22 protein-coding genes are annotated in these 21,687 nt (G+C 71.3%); 7 read left to right on the top strand and 15 right to left on the bottom strand.

The window, feature by feature from the left end:
• Positions 1 to 158: 158 nt before the first annotated feature.
• The 8 genes from truB to rimP all read right to left on the bottom strand — a co-directional run bounded on the left by truB (position 159) and on the right by rimP (position 7,992).
• A complete protein-coding gene (gene truB, locus E1286_RS18150) occupies positions 159 to 1,031 on the bottom strand; it encodes a tRNA pseudouridine(55) synthase TruB (protein WP_132614001.1) in 873 nt (290 codons plus the stop codon).
• Positions 1,032 to 2,072: a DHH family phosphoesterase gene (locus E1286_RS18145; protein WP_132613999.1), complete on the bottom strand. Its 1,041-nt coding sequence runs from the start codon at positions 2,070 to 2,072 to the stop codon at positions 1,032 to 1,034.
• Positions 2,069 to 2,533: a 30S ribosome-binding factor RbfA gene (rbfA, locus tag E1286_RS18140; protein ID WP_132613997.1), complete on the bottom strand. Its 465-nt coding sequence runs from the start codon at positions 2,531 to 2,533 to the stop codon at positions 2,069 to 2,071. Before rbfA ends, E1286_RS18145 begins: the two co-directional genes overlap by 4 nt.
• A gap of 39 nt (positions 2,534 to 2,572) precedes the next feature.
• A complete protein-coding gene (locus tag E1286_RS18135) occupies positions 2,573 to 2,869 on the bottom strand; it encodes a DUF503 domain-containing protein (protein ID WP_111180647.1) in 297 nt (98 codons plus the stop codon).
• A 120-nt stretch (positions 2,870 to 2,989) separates the two neighbouring features.
• Positions 2,990 to 6,082, bottom strand: coding sequence for a translation initiation factor IF-2 (infB, locus tag E1286_RS18130; protein WP_132613995.1), 3,093 nt, complete (start codon positions 6,080 to 6,082; stop codon positions 2,990 to 2,992).
• Between the two features lie 125 nt (positions 6,083 to 6,207).
• A complete protein-coding gene (locus E1286_RS18125) occupies positions 6,208 to 6,507 on the bottom strand; it encodes a YlxR family protein (protein ID WP_111180649.1) in 300 nt (99 codons plus the stop codon).
• A complete protein-coding gene (gene nusA / locus E1286_RS18120) occupies positions 6,491 to 7,495 on the bottom strand; it encodes a transcription termination factor NusA (protein WP_132613993.1) in 1,005 nt (334 codons plus the stop codon). The genes E1286_RS18125 and nusA overlap by 17 nt, the downstream gene beginning before the upstream one ends.
• A gap of 11 nt (positions 7,496 to 7,506) precedes the next feature.
• Positions 7,507 to 7,992: a ribosome maturation factor RimP gene (gene rimP / locus E1286_RS18115; protein ID WP_132613991.1), complete on the bottom strand. Its 486-nt coding sequence runs from the start codon at positions 7,990 to 7,992 to the stop codon at positions 7,507 to 7,509.
• Between the two features lie 222 nt (positions 7,993 to 8,214).
• On the opposite strand from rimP, the gene E1286_RS18110 reads away from it, so the two are divergent.
• The gene (locus tag E1286_RS18110; protein ID WP_132613989.1) at positions 8,215 to 8,721 is read left to right on the top strand and encodes a hypothetical protein; all 507 of its coding nucleotides are present in this window, start codon (positions 8,215 to 8,217) and stop codon (positions 8,719 to 8,721) included.
• On the top strand, positions 8,718 to 9,242 hold the full coding sequence (locus tag E1286_RS18105; RefSeq protein WP_246074949.1) for a ferritin-like domain-containing protein: 525 nt from the start codon (positions 8,718 to 8,720) through the stop codon (positions 9,240 to 9,242). Before E1286_RS18110 ends, E1286_RS18105 begins: the two co-directional genes overlap by 4 nt.
• Before the next feature lie 43 nt (positions 9,243 to 9,285).
• Here the strand turns inward: E1286_RS18105 and E1286_RS18100 are convergent, their stop codons facing one another.
• From E1286_RS18100 to E1286_RS18090, 3 genes are all read right to left on the bottom strand, one after another.
• Positions 9,286 to 11,031: a proline--tRNA ligase gene (locus E1286_RS18100; protein ID WP_187368184.1), complete on the bottom strand. Its 1,746-nt coding sequence runs from the start codon at positions 11,029 to 11,031 to the stop codon at positions 9,286 to 9,288.
• 87 nt (positions 11,032 to 11,118) lie between these two features.
• Positions 11,119 to 11,790, bottom strand: coding sequence for a hypothetical protein (locus E1286_RS18095; protein WP_132613987.1), 672 nt, complete (start codon positions 11,788 to 11,790; stop codon positions 11,119 to 11,121).
• Positions 11,791 to 11,937: 147 nt separating this feature from the next.
• Entirely contained in the window at positions 11,938 to 12,420 is a 483-nt protein-coding gene (locus E1286_RS18090) for a hypothetical protein (protein ID WP_132613985.1), read from the bottom strand.
• Between the two features lie 114 nt (positions 12,421 to 12,534).
• Between E1286_RS18090 and E1286_RS18085 the strand changes: the two genes are divergently transcribed.
• Genes E1286_RS18085 through E1286_RS18075 form a run of 3 tightly spaced genes read left to right on the top strand, consistent with a single transcriptional unit; the run spans position 12,535 to position 16,161 of the window.
• Positions 12,535 to 13,707, top strand: a complete 1,173-nt coding sequence (locus tag E1286_RS18085; protein WP_132613983.1) for a class I adenylate-forming enzyme family protein — start codon at positions 12,535 to 12,537, stop codon at positions 13,705 to 13,707.
• Positions 13,708 to 13,733: 26 nt separating this feature from the next.
• Positions 13,734 to 15,035, top strand: coding sequence for an FAD-dependent oxidoreductase (locus E1286_RS18080; RefSeq protein ID WP_246074948.1), 1,302 nt, complete (start codon positions 13,734 to 13,736; stop codon positions 15,033 to 15,035).
• The gene (locus tag E1286_RS18075; RefSeq protein WP_132613981.1) at positions 15,019 to 16,161 is read left to right on the top strand and encodes a DUF6986 family protein; all 1,143 of its coding nucleotides are present in this window, start codon (positions 15,019 to 15,021) and stop codon (positions 16,159 to 16,161) included. The genes E1286_RS18080 and E1286_RS18075 overlap by 17 nt, the downstream gene beginning before the upstream one ends.
• 4 nt (positions 16,162 to 16,165) lie before the next feature.
• On the opposite strand, the gene E1286_RS18070 is transcribed toward E1286_RS18075, so the two are convergent.
• From E1286_RS18070 to E1286_RS18060, 3 genes are all read right to left on the bottom strand, one after another.
• Positions 16,166 to 16,846, bottom strand: coding sequence for a copper homeostasis protein CutC (locus E1286_RS18070; RefSeq protein WP_132613979.1), 681 nt, complete (start codon positions 16,844 to 16,846; stop codon positions 16,166 to 16,168).
• Positions 16,847 to 16,958: 112 nt separating this feature from the next.
• A complete protein-coding gene (locus E1286_RS18065; protein WP_132613977.1) occupies positions 16,959 to 17,561 on the bottom strand; it encodes a GNAT family N-acetyltransferase in 603 nt (200 codons plus the stop codon).
• A 202-nt stretch (positions 17,562 to 17,763) separates the two neighbouring features.
• A complete protein-coding gene (locus tag E1286_RS18060) occupies positions 17,764 to 18,501 on the bottom strand; it encodes a GntR family transcriptional regulator (protein ID WP_132613975.1) in 738 nt (245 codons plus the stop codon).
• A gap of 1,021 nt (positions 18,502 to 19,522) precedes the next feature.
• Here E1286_RS18060 and E1286_RS18055 point away from each other — a divergent pair.
• Complete coding sequence (locus E1286_RS18055; protein ID WP_246074947.1) at positions 19,523 to 20,392, top strand: flavin reductase family protein; 870 nt, start codon at positions 19,523 to 19,525, stop codon at positions 20,390 to 20,392.
• 65 nt (positions 20,393 to 20,457) lie between these two features.
• A complete protein-coding gene (locus E1286_RS18050; protein ID WP_132613973.1) occupies positions 20,458 to 21,204 on the top strand; it encodes an SDR family oxidoreductase in 747 nt (248 codons plus the stop codon).
• Positions 21,205 to 21,415: 211 nt separating this feature from the next.
• Here the strand turns inward: E1286_RS18050 and E1286_RS18045 are convergent, their stop codons facing one another.
• Positions 21,416 to 21,673: a hypothetical protein gene (locus E1286_RS18045; RefSeq protein ID WP_132613971.1), complete on the bottom strand. Its 258-nt coding sequence runs from the start codon at positions 21,671 to 21,673 to the stop codon at positions 21,416 to 21,418.
• Positions 21,674 to 21,687: the final 14 nt, after the last annotated feature.

The following is a 21,687-nucleotide window of genomic DNA, read 5'->3' as shown; positions in this document are numbered from 1 at the left end:
CTTCCAGGGCGTACCCTGCCACGCCCTCCGCACCGAGCGCCCGCGTCTGGGAAGTAGTGCCTGGTGCGCCGCGGACACCGCAGACGCCGCTCGCCTCTTGGGGGTGGCGGGGGGCGATCCCCGGTCCACCGCACCCAGCGCTCCGGTGTGCGGGCGGGTCAGCTGACGAAGACCGCGACGGGCTTGGCCGTGCGGCCTTGCTCCTCGACCAGCGCGAGCAAGGCGCCGTCCGGGCCGAACACGCCGATCGGTCCCGGGCCGAGGCCGGCCGCGGGCAGCCGGCCGCCGTGGCCGACGACGCGGGCCTCCTCCGCCGTGACGTCGCGGCGCGGGAACGCCGCCGCCACCGCCTCGGCGATCGGCAGGATCACGCACTCCCCGGCGAGTTGCTCGACCGTCCTGGCCAGCGACAGGTCGTACGGCCCCACGCGGGTGCGCCGCAGCCGCGTCAGATGCCCGCCGACGCCGAGCGCCGCCCCCAGGTCGCGGGCCAGCGCGCGGATGTAGGTGCCGCTGGAGCAGGTCACGACCGCGTCCACGTCGGCGACGTCACCGCCGGCCCGGATCCCGCGTACGTCGAACTCCCGCACGGTGACGGGCCTGGCCGCGAGCTCGACCTCCTCGCCCGCGCGCGCCATCTTGTACGCCCGCTGCCCGTTCACCTTGATCGCGCTCACCTGCGGCGGGATCTGCATGATCTCACCGGTCAGCGCTTCGATGCCCTTGCGGATCTCCGCCTCGGTGACGCCGGCCGCCGAGGAGGTGGCGGTGACCTCGCCCTCGGCGTCGTCGGTGTTGGTGCTGACGCCGAGCCGGATCGTCGCCTCGTACACCTTCTCGGTCAGTGTCAGGTGCCCGAGCAGCCTGGTCGCCTTCTCCACGCCGATCACCAGCACACCCGTGGCCATCGGATCGAGCGTGCCCGCGTGGCCCACCCGGCGGGTGCCCGCGATGCGCCGCATCTTGGCCACCACGTCGTGGGAGGTCCACTCCGCCGGCTTGTCGACGATGATCAGACCGCTCTCGGCCATTCAGCAGACCTTCCGCAGCTCGCGCCGGAACTTCGCCATGGTCTCCGCCACGGAGTCGTGGGAGGTGTAGCCGGCCGCGTTGTGGTGGCCGCCGCCGCCCAGCGCCGCGCACACCGATCCCACGTCGACGCGGCCCTTGGACCTGGTGGAGACCTGCCAGTCGCCCTGGTCGTCCTCCTTGAGGACGACCGCGACCTCGGCCTCGTCGGTGCGCCGGACGATGTCGATGATGCCCTCCAGCTCCGCGTACGGCAGCCCGTACGCGGCCCGGTCGACCCGCGTGACGTACGTCGAGACGAGGCCGTCCTCCAGCGTCACCCGGTCGAGCGCGGCGGCGAGCACCTTGAGGTAGCCGAACGGCGAGCGGTCCCACAGCTCCCGGGCGATCTCGTCGGTACGCAGCCCCGTCGCCACGAGCCTGGCCGCCATCTGGTGGACGGCGGGCGTGACGGAGGAGTGGCGGAAGGAGCCGGTGTCGGTCACCAGCCCGGCGTACAGGCAGGTGGCGATGTCACGGTCCAGTCGCCCGCCGAGGCGGTAGACGAGCTGCTCGGCCAGCATGGCCGTGGCCGCCGCCTTGGCGTCGATGAGGCCGAGCGTGCCGAACCCGCCGTTGGACGGGTGATGGTCGACCACGATGACCTCGCGCGCGGTGGCGGCGTTCGAGCACAGCAGCCCGAGGCGCTCGAACGTCGAGGCGTCGAACACGATCATCAGCTCGGGCTCTGCCGGGTAGTCCTCCGGTGCCACGAGCATGTCCTGGCCCGGCAGGAACCGCAGCAGCCGCGGCACCACGAAGTGGCGGTCGCCGAACGACGCCACCACCCGCTTGCCCATCCGGCGCAGCGTGAAGGCCACCGCCAGCATCGAGCCGAGCGCGTCGCCGTCAGGGGTGACGTGGCAGGCCAGCGCCACCTCGTCGGCGCGGCCGATCAGCTCAAGGGCCCGCTCCCACTGGGAGTCGGGGATCGGGCAGCTCTCCATGGGCCGCCGGTCCACGCGGTGCGGACGGCCGGCCCGGTCGCGCACGTCGGGTGTCACGCCTGGTCTTCCCCGCCGGACTCGGGCCCCTCGCCGGGGCCTTCCTCCGGCTTCCTGTAGGGGTCGGGCTCACCCGCGTAGGCCGCGGTCTGCGCCTGACGGGCCACCTCGGCGTCGCGCGCCCGCGCGGCATTGATGAGGTCGTCGAGGTGGCGGGCGCTGTCGGGCAGCGGGTCATGCTTGAACGTCAGCGTGGGAGCGAAACGCACACCGGTCTGACGGCCCACCTCGGAGCGGATGATGCCCTTGGCGCTCTCCAGAGCGGCCGCGCTGTCGGCCCGCTCCGCCTCGGAGCCGAACACCGTGTAGAACACCGTCGCATCGCGCAGATCAGCGGTGATGCGCGTGTCGGTCACGGTGACGAAGCCCAGACGGGGATCCTTGATCCGGCGCTCCAGCATCTCGGCGACGATCTGCTGGATGCGGTCGGCGAGCTTGCGCGCTCGTGCGGCATCCACCATGTTCGCTCCCCCTCACGCACGACCTGGCGTGCTGTTCGTTCAATCTTCGTCGTTGTAGAGCCGATGCCGGGCCGACAGCAGCTCGATCTCGGGACGGAAAGCCACCATACGCTCGCACGCGTCGAGGACCTCCTTGCAGTTGCCCGCGGAGGCCGACACCACCGCCACGCCGACCTCAGCCCTGCGGTGCAGGTCGAGATGTCCGGTCTCGGCCACCGCGACGCTGGGATAACGGCGCTGCAGCTCGGCGATCAACGGCCGGACGACAGAGCGCTTCTGCTTCAGCGACCTGACGTCGCCCAGCAGGATGTCCAGGGTAAGAGCACCCACATACATCGTTGGTAACCACCGCTTGGCCTGGTGGGGTGGAAGCACGGCCGGCCTGCTGCGGTGGGAACCAGGCCTGGGCGTGCGAGAGGCGCCCGGCGGATGTCCCGCCGGGCGCCCGGCCGCGCGTCACACGCGCGGCTTCTCCCGCATCTCGAACGTCTCGATCACGTCGTCGATCCGGATGTCGTTGTAGCCGACCCCGATACCGCACTCGAAGCCCTCGCGGACCTCGGTCGCGTCATCCTTGAACCGACGCAGCGACGAGACGGTCAGGTTGTCGGCGATGACGACGCCATCGCGGATCACCCTGGCCTTGCTGTTGCGGACGATCACGCCGGAGCGGACCAGCGAACCGGCGACGTTGCCGATCTTCGGCACCTTGAAGACCTCGCGGACCTCCGCCGTGCCCATCTGGACCTCTTCGAACTCGGGCTTGAGCATGCCCTTGAGCGCCGCTTCGATTTCCTCGATCGCCTGGTAGATGACCGAGTAGTAGCGGATGTCGACGCCCTCGCGCTCGGCCAGGTCGCGCGCCCGAGGCTCGGGGCGGACGTTGAAGCCGATGATGACCGCGTTGTCGTCGGCGACGGCCAGGTTGACGTCGTACTCGGTGATGGCGCCGACCGCGCGGTGCAGGACTCGGAGCCTGACCTCGTCGCCGACGTCGATCTTGAGCAGGGCGTCTTCCAGGGCCTCGACCGAACCGGACACGTCACCCTTGATGATGAGCTTGAGCTCGTCGACGCGACCCTTCTCGAGGTCGCTGAACAGCTCTTCGAGGGTGCGGCGACGGCTCGACTTCGCCATGTCGGCGCTGCGCTTGCGCGCCGCGCGCTGCTGGGCGATCTGCCGGGCCATCCGGTCGTCGGTGACCACGATGAAGTTGTCACCGGCGCTCGGCACGGCCGTCAGACCCATCACCAGGACCGGACGCGACGGCGTGGCCTCCTCGACCGCGTCGCCGTTGTCGTCGAGCATCGCGCGGACTCGGCCGAAGGCCTCGCCGCACACGATCGAGTCGCCGACCCGCAGCGTGCCGCGCTGGACCAGGACGGTCGCGACAGGGCCGCGGCCCTTGTCGAGGTGAGCCTCGATCGCGATGCCCTGCGCGTCCATCGTCGGGTTGGCCCGCAGGTCGAGCTCGGCGTCGGCGGTCAGCAGGATCGCCTCGAGGAGCTCGTCGATGCCCGTGCCGTTCTTCGCCGAGATGTCGACGAACAGGGTCGAGCCGCCGAACTCCTCGGCCACCAGGCCGTACTCGGTGAGCTGGGCGCGCACCTTGTTGGGGTCGGCGCCCTCCTTGTCGACCTTGTTGACCGCGACCACGACCGGCACCTCCGCCGCCTGGGCGTGGTTGAGGGCCTCGATCGTCTGCGGCTTCACCCCGTCGTCGGCCGCGACCACCAGCACCGCGATGTCGGTGGACTTGGCGCCTCGGGCACGCATGGCGGTGAACGCCTCGTGACCCGGGGTGTCGATGAAGGTGACCCTCCGGTCTTGGCCCTCGTGCTCGGTGGAGACCTGGTAAGCACCGATGTGCTGGGTGATGCCACCCGCCTCGCGCGCCACCACGTTGGTCTTGCGGATGGCGTCGAGCAGCTTGGTCTTACCGTGGTCGACGTGACCCATGACGGTCACGACCGGGGGACGCGCGGCCAGGTCGGCCTCGTCGCCCTCGTCCTCGCCGAACTCGATGTCGAAGGCCTCGAGAAGCTCGCGGTCCTCCTCCTCCGGGCTGACGACCTGGATGTTGTAGTCGAGCTCGGCGCCGAGCAGCTGCAGCGTCTCCTCGTTGACCGACTGCGTCGCCGTCACCATCTCGCCGAGGTGCAGCATGATCTGCACGAGCGAGGCGGGGTTGGCGCCGATGCGGTCGGCGAAGTCGGACAGCGACGCGCCGCGCGGCAGCCGGATCGTCGCGCCGTTACCGCGAGCGACCTGCACACCGCCGATCGCCGGCGCCGACATGTTGTCGAACTCCTGGCGCCTCTGACGCTTGGACTTGCGGCCACGGGCCGGACGGCCGCCGGGACGCCCGAAGGCTCCCGCGGTGCCGCCGCCACGGCCACGACCGCCGCCACCGGGACGACCGCCGAAGCCGCCGCCACCGGGACCGCCGGTGCCGGTGCGCTGACCGGTACCGCCGCCACCCGGCCGGCCGGCGAAACCGCCGCCGCCACCGGGACGACCGCCGCCGCCGCCACCGCCGGGACGGCCACCGCCGCCACCGCCGGGACGACCGCCGCCGCCACCGCCACCGGGACGACCGGCGCCGGGACCACCGGCAGGACGACCCTGCGGCATCATCATCGGGTTGGGCCGCGGGCCACCCGGACGGGGACCACCCGCACCGGGACCCGGACGCGGGCCGCCGGGCGGCGGGCCGGGACGCGCGCCACCGGAGCCGGGCCTGGCGTCGGGGCCGGAACGACCCTGCGGCGGACGCGGCATCGCGCCGTCGCGCGGCGGACCGTCACGACGCTCGCGCTGACCGGGACCGCCACCTTCGCGGTTGCCTCCCGGACGCGGGCGCGACTGACCCATGCCGCTGGCGTTGGACGAGAACGGGTTGTTGCCGGGACGCGGGCCACGCGGGCCGGGCTTGGGACCCGGACCGGGACGCGGGCCGCCGCCACCGGGGCCGCCGGAACGCGGCGCCTGCTGGGAACCGCCGCCACCCGAGGGCCCCGGGCGGGGCGCCGGGCCGGGCTTGGGACCCGGACGTGCGGCGGGACCGGGCCTCGGGCCCGGAGCCGGACGAGTGGGCGCGCCGCTCTCGAAACGCGCCTGAGGAGCCCCGGAGGTCTCGCCGCGCGCAGCCTCGGGCTGCTGCGGCTGCGGCTGCTGCTGCTGCTGCGGCATCGGCGGCACCTGCGGACGCGGCTGACCGCCGCCCGCGGGGCTGGGCCGCGGACCGGGCTTGGGAGCCGGACGCGGCGGAGCTGGAACCGGCGCCTGTCCGGCGCCGTTGCCGGCCTGGCTCTCGCCCGGCCGGGGCGCAGCCCTTGGCGGCTGCGGCCTGTTGGACGGCTGACCGCCGCCCCTGGAGGGGCCCCCCTTAGAGGCGCCCAAAGCTTCGGTGAGCCTGCGGACCACCGGCGCCTCGATGGTCGAGGACGCCGAACGGACGAACTCTCCCATCTCTTGGAGCTTGGCCATGACGACCTTGCTCTCTACGCCGAACTCCTTAGCGAGCTCGTATACCCGGACCTTCGCCACTGCACTCCCTTACTCGGCCCGGGAGGCTGGCTGTGCCGTCCGGACCGTCGCTACCTTGACGTCTTCATCGCCGCGTGCTCATCAGGCGCTCATAGCAATCTGACTCCGCCCATCAACTCGGCGTCCTACATGACATTTCGTGGTTCTCCCTCCAGGTGCGCCCGCACGGGCGACACGTCAAGCGGCCCCGCAACGCGGAACGCGCGCGGAAACGCTCGGCGACGCTCGGCAAGCTCCAGACAACTCAAGGACGGATGCAGTGAAGCACCGCGACCAGGGAGCCGTCCTCGCAGGTCGGGGACCACATGATCCTCTACCCGCACCAGGCGGAGCAGCTCGGACTGAGCCGTGCGAACCCTGCAACCCACACAGGTGCGCTGCGGGGCTGCCTGGCCACCATATTCCAGCTTACCGTGTTGACGCATCTACGGAACCGGCGGCGTCCTCGGCTTGGGTGTCGGGACGGATGTCGATCCGCCATCCGGTGAGCCTGGCCGCGAGCCGCGCATTTTGCCCCTCTTTGCCGATCGCCAGAGAGAGCTGGTAGTCGGGCACCGTCACTCGCGCGACCCGCCCGTCCAGATCGAGAACCTCGACGTGGGAAACACGTGCGGGCGACAGGGCATTCCCGACGAACTCGCCCGGATCTTCCGACCAGTCGATGATGTCGATCTTCTCGCCGTGCAACTCGGTCATCACGTTGCGCACGCGCGAGCCCATCGGGCCGATGCACGCGCCCTTGGCGTTGACGCCCGCCTTGCGCGACCTGACGGCGATCTTCGTACGGTGGCCCGCCTCGCGCGCCACCGCCGCGATCTCCACGGTGCCGTCGGCGATCTCCGGCACCTCCAGCGCGAACAGCTTCTTCACCAGCCCGGGATGCGTGCGCGACAGGGTGACGGAGGGGCCCTTGTGGCCCTTCTTCACCTGCACCACGTAGGCGCGGATACGCTCGCCGTGCGCGTATTCCTCACCGGGGACCTGCTCGGCGTGCGGCAGCACGGCCTCGATCTTGCCGAGGTCGACCAGCACCACGCGCGGGTCCTTGCCCTGCTGGATGACGCCGGAGACCAGCTCGCCCTCGCGGCTGGCGAACTCGCCGAAGTTGATCTCGTCCTCGGCGTCGCGCAACTGCTGCAGGATGACCTGTTTGGCGGTGGTCGCGGCGATCCTGCTGAAGTTGTTGGGTGTGTCGTCGTATTCCCTGACGACCTCGCCGTCCTCGTCGATCTCGGCAGCCCAGATCGTGACGTGACCGGTCGCGCGGTCGAGCTCCGCCCGCGCCTTGGAAGCGGCACCGTCGGTGCGGAAGTATGCGATCAGCAGCGCGTCCTCGATCGCCTTGACGACCAGGTCGAAGGAGATGTCCTTCTCCCGCTCCAGGCTGCGCAGGACGCTCATGTCGATGTCCACGGCGGCTCCCCCTAGCCCTCGTCGCCGTCGACGTCGTCGATCCGGCGGAATTCCACCTGTACCCGTCCCCGGGCCAGGTCCTTGTAATCAAGCTTGCGCGCCGTGCCGGCGACGTCGAGGTCGACGCCGCTCTCGTCGGCGCCCAGAATGCGGCCCTCTATCACGGTGCCGTCTCTCATCTCCGCCTTCACCAGCCGTTTGGCCGCGCGCCGCCAGTGGCGCGGCTCGGTGAGCGGACGGTCGACACCGGGCGAGGAGACCTCGAGCGTGTAGGCGCTCTGGCCCATCGCGTCGTCGTCGTCGAGCGCCGCGGAGACGGCCTGGCTCACGTCGGCCACGTCGTCGAGGCTCACGCCGCCGTCACGGTCGACGATCACGCGCAGGATCCGTCGCCTGCCCGCCTGGGTGACCGTGATGTCCTCCAGATCGAGGCCCTCCGCGCTGACCACGGGCTCCAGGAGCTTCATCAGGTGGTCGCGGGGTGATGCGCTGCCCATATCGACCTCCCCTATTGTCATGTCTCAGCCGGGCGGACCTCGCCTCTGGCTCTCCGCCGTCTGACAGCTCGGCCAGCGACGACAGTTGACACCCTATCCGTACGAAGGCACGGAGAGAGCGCCACTCGTCACCGTCGAATGGCGGAGCGTCGCCTGACGGCGATCCGGGGCACCAGCCCGTACGATGCTATCTGCGTCCGTAGTCACTGGAGGTCCACGCCTGTGCGCCCGCGTCACCTGTCTCGGCGAGCCTTGCTGGCGGGCGGAGCGGCCGCTCTCACCGCCTGCAGCTCGTCAGGGCCGCCCCGGCCGTCCGCCCCGGCCCAAGACTCCGCCGAGACGCGGCTGCTGAGGCAGCTGATCGCCGAGAAGGAGCGGACGATCGCGCTCTACTCGTCGCTGATCGCCGACGGGGGTGACAAGCTGATCCCGTTCCGGCAGCGCCACCAGGCCCACCTCGCCGAGCTGCGCAAGCACGTGCCGCAGGCGCCCCAGTCGCCGCCCCAGTCGGTGCCCCAGCCAGCGTCGCAGTCGCCGCGGCCGTCGGGCTCGCCTTCTGCGTCGCCGTCGGCGAAGCCGTCCCTGTCGCGGTTGCGCGACGCCGAGCGCGCGGCGGCGGAGCTGCGTACGCGGCAGCTGGCCGGGGTCTCCCCCGGAGTCGCGCAGCTCATCGCCAGCATCGGGGCCTGCGAGGCGGCCCACGCCGTCGCCCTGCCGAGGTCGTTGTGAGAGGGCGCGCCCTGACGGCGGCGGACGACGCCGAGAAGCTGCGCAAGGCCCTGGCGGCCGAGCACGCGGTGTTGTTCGCCTACGGGCTGCTGGGGGCGCGCACGTCCGGCTCCCTGCGCGAGCGCGTCGAGGACGCCTTCGACGTGCACCGGGCCCGGCGCGATCAGTTGCGCTCCTACCTCGTGGCCAGGGGCGGCAAGCCGGCCGAGGCGGAGGCCTCCTACACGCTGCCGTTCTTCCCCTCCAACGCCACGCTGGCCACCAACCTGGCGGTGCACCTGGAGAACGGCGTCACCGCCGCCTACCTGGAGCTGGCCTCCGCCCAGGATCCGTCGCTGCGCCGCTACGCCGCCAAGGCCATGCAGGACGCGGTGACCCGCGCGTACGCCTTCCGCCCGGCCCAGCCGCCGGCCTTCCCCGGCATGCCGGGCTCGACCCGGACGCCGGCCCCATCAGCGGCCCCCACAGCGACGCCGTCCGCGGCGCCCTCGTCGGGGGCGGGCAGCGGCATGACAGAGTAGCCGCGCGGGCCGAGTCGGCCCGCGCGGCGTGCGGCGTACGGGATCAGCCGGCGCAGGCAGCCTGGACGCGGTCGGCGGCCTCCGCCAGCGGGATCTCCGACTTCTCACCCGAGACGCGGTCGCGCAGTTCCACCACGCCCTGCGCCAGGCCGCGGCCGACCACGACGATCGTCGGCACGCCGAGCAGCTCGGCGTCCTTGAACTTCACGCCGGGCGACACCTGCGGCCGGTCGTCGACGAGGACGCGCAGCCCGCGCGCCTCCAGCTCGGCGCCGAGCTGGAGCGCCGCCTCGACCTGGTTGTCCTTGCCCGTGCCGACGATGTGGACGTCGGCGGGCGCGACCTCGCGCGGCCACACGAGCCCGAGCTCGTCGTGCGCCTGCTCGGCGATGACCGCCACCGCGCGGGAGACGCCGATGCCGTAGGAGCCCATGGTGACCCGGATCGGCTTGCCGTCGGGGCCGAGGGCGTCGAGGCCGGCGGCGTCGGCGTATTTGCGGCCCAGCTGGAAGATGTGGCCGATCTCGATGCCGCGGTCGATGGACAGCGCGGAGCCGCAGCGCGGGCAGGGATCGCCGGCGCGCACCTCGGCGGCCTCGATGGTGCCGTCGGGGGTGAAGTCGCGGCCGGCGACCACGTTGACGGCGTGCCGGCCGGGCTCGTTGGCGCCGGTCACCCACGAGGTGCCGGTGACGACCCGGGGGTCGACGAGGTAGCGGATGCCGAGCTCGCGCAGGATCTGCGGGCCGATGTAGCCGCGGACGAGGCCGGGGTGCTTGTCGAAGTCGGCGGCCTCGAAGATGGCGGGCTCGCCGGGCGACAGCGCCGCCTCCAGGCGCTTGAAGTCGACCTCGCGGTCGCCGGGCACCCCGACGACCAGCGTCTCGACCTTGTCGGTGCCGGGCGTGGAGACCTTGACCACGACGTTCTTGAGCGTGTCGGCGGCGGTGACGGACAGGCCGTGGTGCTCGTTGACGTACGACACCAGCGTCTCGATGGTGGGGGTGTCGGGTGTGTCGAGGACCTTCATCGGCGCCACGTCGTCGTAGGAACGGGCAGCCGGCGCGGGGGTGGTGACGGCCTCGGCGTTGGCGGCGTAGCCGCAGGAGCGGCAGGCCACGAACGTGTCCTCGCCGGTGGGCGTGGCCGCGAGGAACTCCTCGGAGGCCGAGCCGCCCATGGCGCCCGACTGGGCATAGACGATCTTGTAGTTGATGCCGAGGCGGTCGAACGTGCGGATGTAGGCCTCGCGGTGCAGCTCGTAGGAGCGCTTGAGGCCGTCGTCGCCGAGGTCGAAGGAGTAGGAGTCCTTCATCAGGAACTCGCGCCCGCGTAGGATGCCCGCGCGGGGCCGCGCCTCGTCGCGGTATTTGGTCTGAATCTGGTAGAGGATGACCGGATAGTCCTTGTACGAGGAGTATTCGCCCTTGACCATGTCGGTGAAGAGCTCCTCGTGCGTGGGGCCGAGGAGGTAGTCGGCGCCCTTGCGGTCCTGCAGGCGGAAGATGTTGTCGCCGTATTCGGTCCAGCGGCCGGTGGCCTCGTAGTACTCGCGGGGCAGCAGGGCGGGGAAGAGCACCTCCTGACCGCCCATCCGGTTCATCTCCTCCCGGACGATCCTGGTGACGTTCTCCAGCACCATCTTGCCGAGGGGCAGCCAGGAGTAGATCCCGGGCGCGACCCGGCGGACGTAACCGGCGCGGACGAGCAGCTTGTGGCTCGGGACTTCCGCGTCTGCCGGGTCGTCCCGCAGGGTGCGAAGAAACAACGACGACATGCGCAGCAACACGGCCACTCCTTGCTCGAAACCCTGATGGAGGATTACAGGCTATCGACTCGCCGTGGTACGGCGCTCGTCGTTATCGCGCGGCGACCCTCAGACGGCCAGGGGGAACCAGCCCGCGACGAAGGCGGCCAGGCAGGCCGCGAACGTTCCCGAGAAGACGACCGACAGCGCGAGGGCGCGCAGGCGTCCCCGGGTGTTCCTGCGCAGCGCGAGCACGAGGACGAGGGACAACAGCCCGATCGCCATCGCGGGCCCTGGCCAGAACGACTGCTCGCTCTCGATGAAACCGGGGGTCGCGCGGTCCACGACGTCGGCGATGAGCGCCGCGCCGACGGCCCCCGCGGCCAGGTCCCCCCAGCCGTCGTCCCTGCGCGTGGCGTACGCCAGCAGGCCGAGACCGACGAGCAGGACGAGCGTCCAGTTGAGCCCGGCGGCGTCGGAGCCGACGATCTGGAAGATGTCGCGGCCGTGCAGCGCGCCCGCGGCCATGGTGCCGACCAGGGCGGCGACGGCCGCCAGGAACGTGGTCACCAGCGCCCAGGCGAAGCCGGAAGCGCTCGCGCCCACGGCGAGCGAGAGGGCGAGGTAGGCGTACGGATCGTAGATCTGGCCGACCCATCCGGGGCCGTTCCCGGCGAAGAGGATGCCGATCAGGCCGACGGTCAGTCCCCCGGCGAAGGCCACCAGCAGGTGACGTTCGATCGCGCGCTGCCGCCTGTCGTACTCGGCGAAGTCTGCGTACTCGATGGTGGTGTTGTTCATCTCCAGTCCCTGGTCAAACCTCCCCCGGTTACAGATAGGGATGACCACCACCAGATTATGTAACCGTACAAAAAAGGCAAATTTGGGTCATCATAGGGACAAAACGGTCACTTCTGTCCCACAGAGGGATTCCCCGATGTGGGCCGGCTAACCACCGAGCAGCTCTTCCCAGGGATGACGGGTGTTGGTGCGGCGGGTGGTGTCGAGGGCCTCGGCCAGGCGCCAGAGGCCGGGCCGGGCGCGTACGGTGGCCCGTCCCATCGGGTCGATCGCGCGCAGCTCGAACCGCACGCCCATCACGTCGAGCACCGCCGAGCCGTCGCCGCCGGGACCGGCCTGGGTGACCAGGGAGCCGTCGTAGTCGGGGTCGCGCACCTCGTCGGCGAGGAGGGAGGCCGCCTCCGACGCGTACGGGCCGTCACGCCACTCGATGTGCCAGCTGTGGTCGGACCCGCGCCACCAGGTCAGGTCGCGGCACGACTCGATGAAGTCGGCCTCGGACGCCAGCGCGGCCATCACCCGGCCGAAGGCTTCGTACCTGCGCGCGCTGGTGAGCGAGAGATCGTCGCCTTGATCAGGGAACGGCCCGCCCTCCGGCCGTCGCAGCGCGTGCTTTCGCTTCACGAGCATCCACTCTGATCGCCCCCTCACCTTCCCGCAAGTCCTTGCCATGAACCGCTTCCCACTTCACACAGCACGGCGGGCGAGTAGCGTGGAGGTGCGCCCTCTGCCCCGGGAGCTGCCATGTTGCGCCTGCTGGCCGGAGAGGCCGCGCGCAGGTTCGGGGAGCGCGCGGCCGTGTTCAGCGGACCTGTGCCGCTGTCGTTCGCCGAGCTCGACCGCCTCTCCGACGAGGTGGCCGCCGGGCTGGCCCATCGCGGGTGCCGCATCGGCGACCTCGTGATCCTCGCGCTGCCCGACGGGCCCGAGTTCGTGATCTGCTACGTGGCGGCCGCCAAGATCGGCGCGGTCACCGCCGGCGTCGGGGCGCGGCGGGCGGAGCTGCCGGCCGCGCTGGACCCGGCCATCGTGGTCACCGCCCCAGGCGTGCTGCCGCCGCTGACCGGGATCGACGTCGTGACGCTGCCGCTCGACCGGCGCCCGCGCGAGCCGCACTCCTACGATCCCGACCGGCTGGGCGGGCTGCGCAGGGCCGAGCCGCCGCCTCCGCCGTTCCCACCCGATCCCGGGCGGCCGGTGGTGATCACGTTCACCTCGGGAAGGACGGGGCCGCCCAAGGGCGTGCTGTTCGGCGAGCGGCAGCTGGAGGCGATCCGGGCCCACGGCGCCGGGCTGCGCTGGGGCACGGGTGAGGCGCGTCTGGTGCCGCACCCGCTCGGGCGGCTCGGGTTCGCCACCCGGCTGCCGGTCTTCCTGCAGATGGGGCGGACCTGTCACGTCCTGCCAGAATGGACTCCGGAAGCCGCCCTGGAGGTGCTGCGCCGGCACCGGATCGGGGTGCTGCAGGGGAGCCCGTACCAGTTGTCGCGCCTTCTGGCGCTCGGCGCGGATCTGCCGGACCTGGAGCTCGTCCTGTGCGGCGGCGCCCCGGCCGCGCCGGATCTGATCAGGGGCCTGCGCGAGAGGTACGGCGTGCCCGTCTGCAATCGCTACACCTGCACCGAGGCCGGTCTTGGGCTCGGCACGGCGCCCGGCGACCCTCCGGAGGACGCCGAGGAGAGCGTCGGCAGGCCGCGCGGCGGGGTGGACGTGTCCGTCAGAGACGTCGAGGGCCGGATCCTGCCCGCCGGGGAGCAGGGCGAGGTGCTCCTCCGCTCCCGGGCGGTGATGAGCGGATATGTCGGCGATATCCCCCGGCGCCCGGCATTCGCCAAAGACGGGTTCATCCGCACCGGCGACCGGGGATACATCGATCACATTGGCCGGTTGCATCTGGTGGGACGCGTGCCCGCGTGAACCGAGCATCGGCAGAGGGAGGCAGCGTGACCTTGCACGTGGCGGTCATCGGATCGGGACCGGCCGGCATCTACACGGCCGAGGCGCTGGTCAAGCAGTCGGCCGAGCCGGTCGCGGTCGACGTGCTCGAACGCCTGCCGACGCCGTACGGGCTGGTGCGGTACGGCGTGGCGCCCGACCACACCTCGATCAAGTCGATCGCCAACTACCTGCGCCGGGTGCTGGAGCTTCCCCAGGTGCGCTTCCTGGGCGGCGTCACGCTCGGCGAGCACCTGTCGGTCGAGGACCTGCTCGGCGTCTACGACGCGGTCGTCTACTGCACGGGCGCCATGGTCGACAGGAAGCTCGGCATCCCCGGCGAGGACCTGCCGGGCAGCGTGGCGGCGACCGACTTCGTCAACTGGTACTGCGGCCACCCCGACGTCGACCCGGACCGGTTCACGCTCGACACCTCCGAGGTCGCGGTGATCGGCGTCGGCAACGTGGCGGTCGACGTCGTACGCGTCCTGGCCAAGACGGCCGAGGAGCTGAGCGCCACCGACGTGCCCCACGAGGTGCTCGAACGCCTCGGCGAGAGCCAGGTGAAGGCCATCCACATGATCGGCCGGCGCGGGCCGGAGCACGCCAAGTTCACCCTGAAGGAGCTGCGCGAGCTGGGCGAGCTGGCCAACGCCGACGTCTGCGTACGCCCCGAGGAGGCCGTCGTGCTGGGCGGCGACTTCCCGCGGCAGGTGCAGGGCAACATCAAGGTGCTGCAGTCGTGGGCCGCCCGCGAGCCGGTGGGGCGTCCGCGCCGGCTCGACGTGCGCTTCTGGATGCGGCCGGTGGAGATCCTCGGCAGCGAACGGGTCGAGGGCCTGAAGCTGGAGCGCACCCGGCTGTCGGAGGACGGCCGCGTGGTCGGCACCGGCGAGTTCGAGACGCTGCCGGTCGGCATGGTGCTGCGCTCGGTCGGCTACCGGAGCGTGCCGCTGCCGGGGGTGCCGTTCTCGGAGCGGACCATGACCGTGCCCAACGAGGCGGGGCGGGTACGCGAGCGCGAATACGTGGCGGGGTGGCTCAAGCGCGGGCCGACCGGGGTGATCGGCACCAACAAGTCCGACGCGGCCGAGACCGTCCGGACGCTGCTGGCCGACCTCGACGGGCGCGAGCGCGTGGGTCACGACGGCATCGGCGCGCTGCTGGCCTCGCGCGGGGTGCGGCCGGTGACGTACGACGAGTGGCTGGCCGTCGAGGCCGCCGAGGCGGAGCTGGCCAAGACGCTGGGGCGCGGCGAACGCGTCAAGCTCGTGGGTTTGGAGGCCATGCTCCGTGCGTGCCGTCCCTGAGGGGTTCGAGGAGGCGTACCGGCTGCAGCGGGCCCGCTATCCCGCCGGTGAGCCCGCCTGGCAGCCCGTCCACACCGTGTACGTGCCCGCCGACCGGTTCACCGAGCGCACCGTCGCCGACTGGGGCGAGCGGGCGCTGTCGCTGCTCAAGTCCCATCTGGCGAGCGCCGAGGAGATGGCCGAGGTCTTCGGCGTGCCGGGCGGCCTCGCCGCGGTCGTCCACGACAAGGTGCTGCTGAAGCTGGCCACCGAGCCGGTCGAGGACCTGCGGATCGACTTCGAGGACGGCTACGGCCTGCGTCCCGGACCGGTCGAGGACGGTCACGTGGATCAGTCCGTCGCCGCGGTGGCCGCCATGAGCGACGCCGGGACGCTGCCGCGGCGGTGGGGGCCCCGGGTGAAGTCGTTCGCGGACGGCGACCCGGAACGGTCGGCGCGGACGCTGGAGAGGTTCGTCACGGGGGTGGCCGAGCGGGCCGGAGGGCTGCCGGACGGCTTCACGGTGACCTTCCCCAAGATCCTCATGGAGTCCTACCTCGGGCAGTTCGCGGGCGTGCTGGCCGGGCTGGAGGCGGCGCTCGGGGTGCGGCTGCGGTTCGAGATGCAGGTGGAGGCGCCTCAGACGCTGGCGTTCCTGCGCGGCGACCTCAACGAGTCGCTGGGCGGGCGGCTGGCGGCGGCGCACTTCGGGGTCTTCGACTACACCGCCGCGATCGGGCTGCCGCCGCACGAGCAGCGGCTCGACCACCCGGCCTGCGACCACGCGCGCCACGTGATGCAGACGGCGCTCGCCGGCACGGGGGTGGAGCTGTCGGACGGGTCACTGGCCGCCGCGCCAGCCTCCGACCGGACGCTCGACGTCCACGTACTGTGGCGGCGTCACGCCGAGCTGGTCAGGCACTCGCTGCGGCACGGCTTCTACCAGGGCTGGGACATGCACCCGTCGCACCTGGTGAGCCGCTTCGCCACCGTCTACGCCTTCCACCTGGCCCGCTACGACTCCTATCGGGAGCGGGTGCGGGCCTGGGAGGAGCGGCGCGCGGCCGAGGGCGGCGTGATGGACGAGCCCGCCACGATCCGCACGCTCGCCGCCGCCCTGCGCCGGGCCGACGCGGCTCTCCCCTGACGGGTCAGTCGCGTTCGACCAGATCGCGCCACTGACGGACCAGGTGCGGCTCGACCGGGTCCGACCAGCTCGCCCGTACGGCGGAGCCCACGTGGAAGGCGCGGATGCCGTAGCCGAGCAGGGCCGGCACGTGGCCGGGGCGCAGGCCGCCGCCGGCCAGGATGATGGAGGCGTCCCCGGCGTCGGCGCGTGCCTTCAGCGCGCCCAGGCCGTCGCCCACGCCCGTCGGGGCGCCGGAGGTCAGCACCGTGGCGAGGTTGGGCAGCAGCCGTACGGCCCGCCAGGCCGCCTGAAGGTCGGCGGCGTGGTCGACGGCGCGGTGGAACGTCCACGGCAGCGGGGAGACGGCGTGGATGAGCGCCTCGGTGGCCGTCAGGTCGACGGCGCCCGCGCCGTCCAGGAAGCCGAACACGAATCCCGCCGCGCCCGCCTGGGCGAGATCCTTGGCGTCGCGGCGCAGCCGGTCGAGGACGTCGGGGTCGGCGGCGAAGTTCGCGTCACAGCGGAGCATCACCATCTGCGGAAGGGGACATTCCGCCGCGATCGCGGCGACCGTCTCCGGCGAGGGGGTCAGCCCGTCGGCCGCCATGTCGGCGACGACCTCCAGCCGGTCGGCTCCGCCCTGTTCGGCGGCCACGGCGTCGCGCACGTTCAGCGCGATCACCTCGAGCAGGGATCCGGTCATGCAGCAGAGGTTATATGGTGCTCTGCCCCTTTCTGCTGTGGATCACGGGCAAAGCCCCCCGCGAGAAGCCGGGCCCGGCCCCTGGCGTGGGGCCGGGCCGCCGTCGAGCCGGTCAGGCGCTGATCAGTTCCGCCGCCGTGAGGTCGCGGAACACCGTGGGGGACACGTCCTCGGACGGGCGCTCGAAGAGCGCACCCGAGGCGCGGTGGGGCAGGTCCACCGTGCGGATGTGGCGGAAGCCGCGCTTTCTGTAGTAGTCCTGCAGCCGCAGGTTGGTCTTCGCGCAGTCGAGCCGCAGCCAGGGCAGCCCGGCCGCGTACGCCGCGGCGCAGGCCCAGTCCAGCAGGGCGTCGCCGAGGCCGCTGCCCGACCAGTTGCGGGCGACGGCGAGCTTGTGGACGTACAGGGCCGCGCCGGGGCCGTCGCCGGGAGTCCAGAACTCCGGGTCGGCGTGCTCGTCGAGGGCTATGGTGGCGACCGGCGGCGCCGAGGCGCCGGGGTCGAGGTAGCGAAGTTCGTCGTCCAGCAGGAACAGCACCCGCTCCTCGATCAGCGGCTCGATCCGCTCGGGGCCGAAGCCTCCGCGGGGCCATTGCCGCACTCCCTGCGTGTGGAGCCACTCGGAGGTGTCGGCGAGCAGCTTCAGTACGCCGGGAAGGTCCGCTGGCTCGGCTCTGCGGAGCGCGAGAGGATGAAGCAGGGTGGGGGTGTGCATAAGTGAGCCCTTCGTCGCGTTGGGTTTCCAGGCTGACACGTAGCGTGATGAGGCAATGTCGCGTGGGGCCGAAATGGGGCCTTAACCCGATATATATGGATAAATGGCGATTTAGGGGAGTATGCACGACTCCCCATGGCCAGCGAGGCGGCTTATTTCTCGCTGCGCCCGGCCGGCGGGATCACCCCTTCACCCTGAGCCCTTAGCGGCGATCGAGCTCGTACCTGATCAGATGCTTGTCGGCGGGCAGCACCGACACGGCGACACGAACGGGCATGTCGGCCCGGTCGTACCCAACTCGGACATAGACCATGACGGGTGTGCCGAGTTCCAATTGAAGGCGTTCTGCCTCCTCCTGGTTGGGCATGCGCGCCCAGATGTCGTCGACGACGCGCACCTGCGCATGCCCGAGCTCCTCCAGCACCCGGTTCGCCCCTCGCGCGATGTCTCCGGGCCTGGCGATCTCGGAATCGGCCACCAGATCACGGGGAAAGTAGGAATCGTTGGTGTTGTACGGCTGACCGTCGACGAAACGCAGACGGCGTCTCACCACCGCCAATTCCCCATCTGCCAGCTGAAGCCTGCTGGCGATCTCCTCGACCGGAGACACCGTCAGGACCTCGATGTACTGGCTGGGTTCGCGGCCTTCCTGCGACACGGCATAGGCGAAGGCCTCTTTCAGCTCCCCACGGGGTTGTGGCTCCAGCTCCCGCTGCGGATACATCAGCAGCGGCCGGCGGTCTCTCACCACGGTTCCGCGGCGCGGCGTACGCGTGACGAGTCCCTCGTTGACGAGTTCGCCCAGGGCCAGCCTCACGGTGTTCCTGCTCACCCCATGGTCTTCCATGAGCTGTGCCTCGGTCGGAAGCTGCGCCCCGGGGCCGAGGACACCCGAGTAGATGGCTCGTCGCAACTCCGAAGCCACCTGCTGATACAGCACCGACCTTGCCACTTTCACCCCTTTTGTTCCAACAATTTAGACGATCTGGTTCTAGCAGGCCACAACCCCTTGACCGCACCCCTTCGACCGGCCCATCATCCATTCGTTGGTACAAATCCATCTAAAGGCCGGTGAGGGGGTGAGGGCCAGTGTTGCCGGTCCGCACGGGTACGCCATTACTGCCCTGGCATGACCCCCGCGAAGCAACGCGTTTACTGCGTTACGGGTTGAGTCGCGATGGGTCAACCCACACCTACCAGAGCAGTGGTGATTCCGTGCCATCGGTGTTCGCTGAGCTGACCGTGTGGTGCGCTGACGGATCCTTTGTCGCGAACGAGGAGGGTGGCGCCCCCGTCGCGCACTCCATTGATGACCTGGTCGGCGCAGCTCGACGCATCGACGCACGTTGCCGGCAGCAGGGGCCTTCGTGCTCCCCCATCGACTCCGTGTGCGAACCAGCGGTCTAGGACTCCATCCCTCGCCGGAGTCCTGGCGCCGCCGCACGCGGGGCAGGAAGCGCGTCCTGGCGGGTCCCCCACGCCCGCCAGGGCGCGCTTTCCTCCGAAGGGACCCGACGCCTCCATCAGCCGATGGGGGCTTCGTCGTCGTCAGGCGGGGCGCGAGTGCAGGGGCGGCCGATCCGGGAGACGTCATGACGGACACACGGGACCGTCTTCCGTGGCCCCCTCGTCGGGGCCGCCGTCCCGTACGTACCTCTCACGTGTGCCGCCAAGTCCGAGCCGTCCGCGTTGACGCCTCCCTCATCATCGACCCTTGGGGCCTGGGCTGTGGGGCGCTTCGTAAGGGTGGGACCAATGGTTTCGCCGGTACCGATCCCGTCGCCGGACCGAGACCGTCCTGGTCGGGTCGTCGCGGGCTGAGGGATGGTCATGCAGACTCCGAGAGAGGCGATCGGGGCGAGCCGTCCGGGGGTCCGGGGGCACTTGACAGCACTCTCCGCCAACCCTACCGTCCAAGCAAGCGCTTGGTTTGATCTGGTGCGGTGGACTTGGAGGCGGACATGAGCACACGCGCTGCCCGGACCGGCAAGGCGGACGGCTGCCGCGGCATCCTCGTGCCCCGCAGGCGCAGAACCCGCCGGGGCGTCATCCTGCCGCCCCTCCGCACGTCCGGTGCCGGCCCCACCACCGCCGAGGCCGACCAGCCGAACGACCGCTCAAGCGATCGAGTGGAGCGGCGGCTGGAGCGCCGGCTCAACGGCAGCGCAGAGGGACATCCCAACGACCGTGCGGATGGGCGGAGCGACCACAGCGAGGACGGGCCGGCCGGCCCGCGTGTGCCTGGGCCGGCCGGCCCGCGTGTGGCCGGGGTGGTCGAGGGGCGGCGGTTTCGGGAGGTGCTGGGGACGTTCGCGACCGGGGTGGTGGCGATCACGGCGGTGGACCCGCGGGACGGGCGGCCGTACGGGCTGGCCGTCAACTCCTTCACCTCGGTCTCGCTCGACCCGCCCCTGGTCGCGTTCTGCGTGGCGCACACCAGCTCCAGCTGGCCGCGCGTGCGCGGCACCGGAGTCGTCACCGTGAACGTGCTCGCGGGCGACCAGCGGGACGTCTGCGCCCGGCTGGCCTCCCGTGGCGGCGACAAGTTCGCCGGCCTGTCGTGGACCGGCTCCCCCGGCGGCAACCCCGTGCTGGTCGGCGCGCTGGCCTGGCTGGACTGCGCGATCGAGGCCGAGCACCCGGCGGGCGACCACACGATCGTGGTGGCCCGGGTGCTCCGGCTCGCCGCCCTCGCGGACGGCGACCCGCTGGTCTTCTTCCGCGGCGCGTACGGCTCCTTCAGCGCCGCACCGCCGGAGACCGCCGCACCGCCGGAGACCGCCGCACCGCCGCAGCCCGCCGCACTGCTGGAGCCCGCGCCTGCCTGCTGAGACCGGTGCCAGGGCGCATCCCGGCTTCTGGCAACCGACCGTTCGGTATGGCATGCTTCCGGAACATGACTCTGTTCTCGGTGGAAGGCAAGACGGTCGTCGTCACAGGCGGGTCGCGCGGCATCGGACGCATGATCGCCGCCGGCTTCGTACAGGCAGGGGCGAACGTCTATATATCCGCCCGTAAGTCGGCCGAGGTCGAGAAGACGGCCGCGGAGCTGGGCTGCGTCGCCGTACCGGCCGACCTGTCGACGCCCGAGGGGCTGGAGACGCTGGTGGCGGCGGTGGACGGGCCGCTGGACGCGCTGGTGAACAACGCGGGGGCGACCTGGGGCGCGCCGCTGGAGGAGTATCCGGAGCACGCCTTCGACAAGCTCTGGGACATCAACGTCAAGGGCGTCTTCCATCTGACCCAGAAGTTCCTGCCCCAGCTGCGGGAGGCGGCGAGCGCCGAAGACCCGGCGCGGGTGATCAACGTGGGCTCGATCGACGGCATCAAGGTGCCAGCGCTGCCGACCTACGCGTATTCGTCGACGAAGTCGGCCGTGCACATGCTGACCCGGCACCTGGCCAAGCACCTGGCCAAGGAGCACATCACGGTGAACGCCATCGCACCGGGGCCGTTCGACTCGAAGATGATGGCGTTCGCGCTCGACGACCCGGAGACACGCAAGTCGATCGCGGCGAACGTGCCCCTGGGGCGCATCGGACGGCCGGACGACATGGCCGGCGCGGCGATCTTCCTCGCCTCGCGGGCGGGGGCGTACCTGACGGGGACGGTGATCCCGGTGGACGGCGGGATCACCTGCTGACATGGACCGGGCCGGGTCGCTCCCGGCCTGGAGAAGGACATGGGGTACGGCAGCAAGAACCTTCTCGGCGAGCTCGACCCGGCCCGGGGCTGGGGCGCGTCACCGCACCCGCACCGGAGGCGGTGCGGGAACGGCGCGAGCCGGGGCCGTCACGGGACCCGGCTCGCACGCGCTCCGGACGCGCCGCGGGGGCGCGGCGAGCGTCGGCAGGTCAGTCGACCACGTCGTCCACGAGCAGGTCGCTGCCGTAGGCGCCGATCACGGCGTTGCCGTTGACGGTGTTGACACCCGTCGCGGCACGGCCGTTCACGTTGGTGCTGACGACGTTGCCGAAGTTGTTGCCCGACTGCGACGAGGCGCGGTTGACGCTGGTGTTGCCCGCGTTGACGTCGGCGTACGAGGGAGCCGACATCAGGGTCGCGCCCGCCGCGGCGGCGATGAGACCGGTCACGCAGAGCTTCTTCATCATGTCGATGTCCTTCC

The sequence above is a fragment of the Nonomuraea terrae genome, assembly GCF_004348995.1.
In the GTDB taxonomy this organism is placed as follows: Bacteria; Actinomycetota; Actinomycetes; order Streptosporangiales; family Streptosporangiaceae; genus Nonomuraea; species Nonomuraea terrae.
This window is presented reverse-complemented; position numbering and strand designations above follow the sequence as displayed.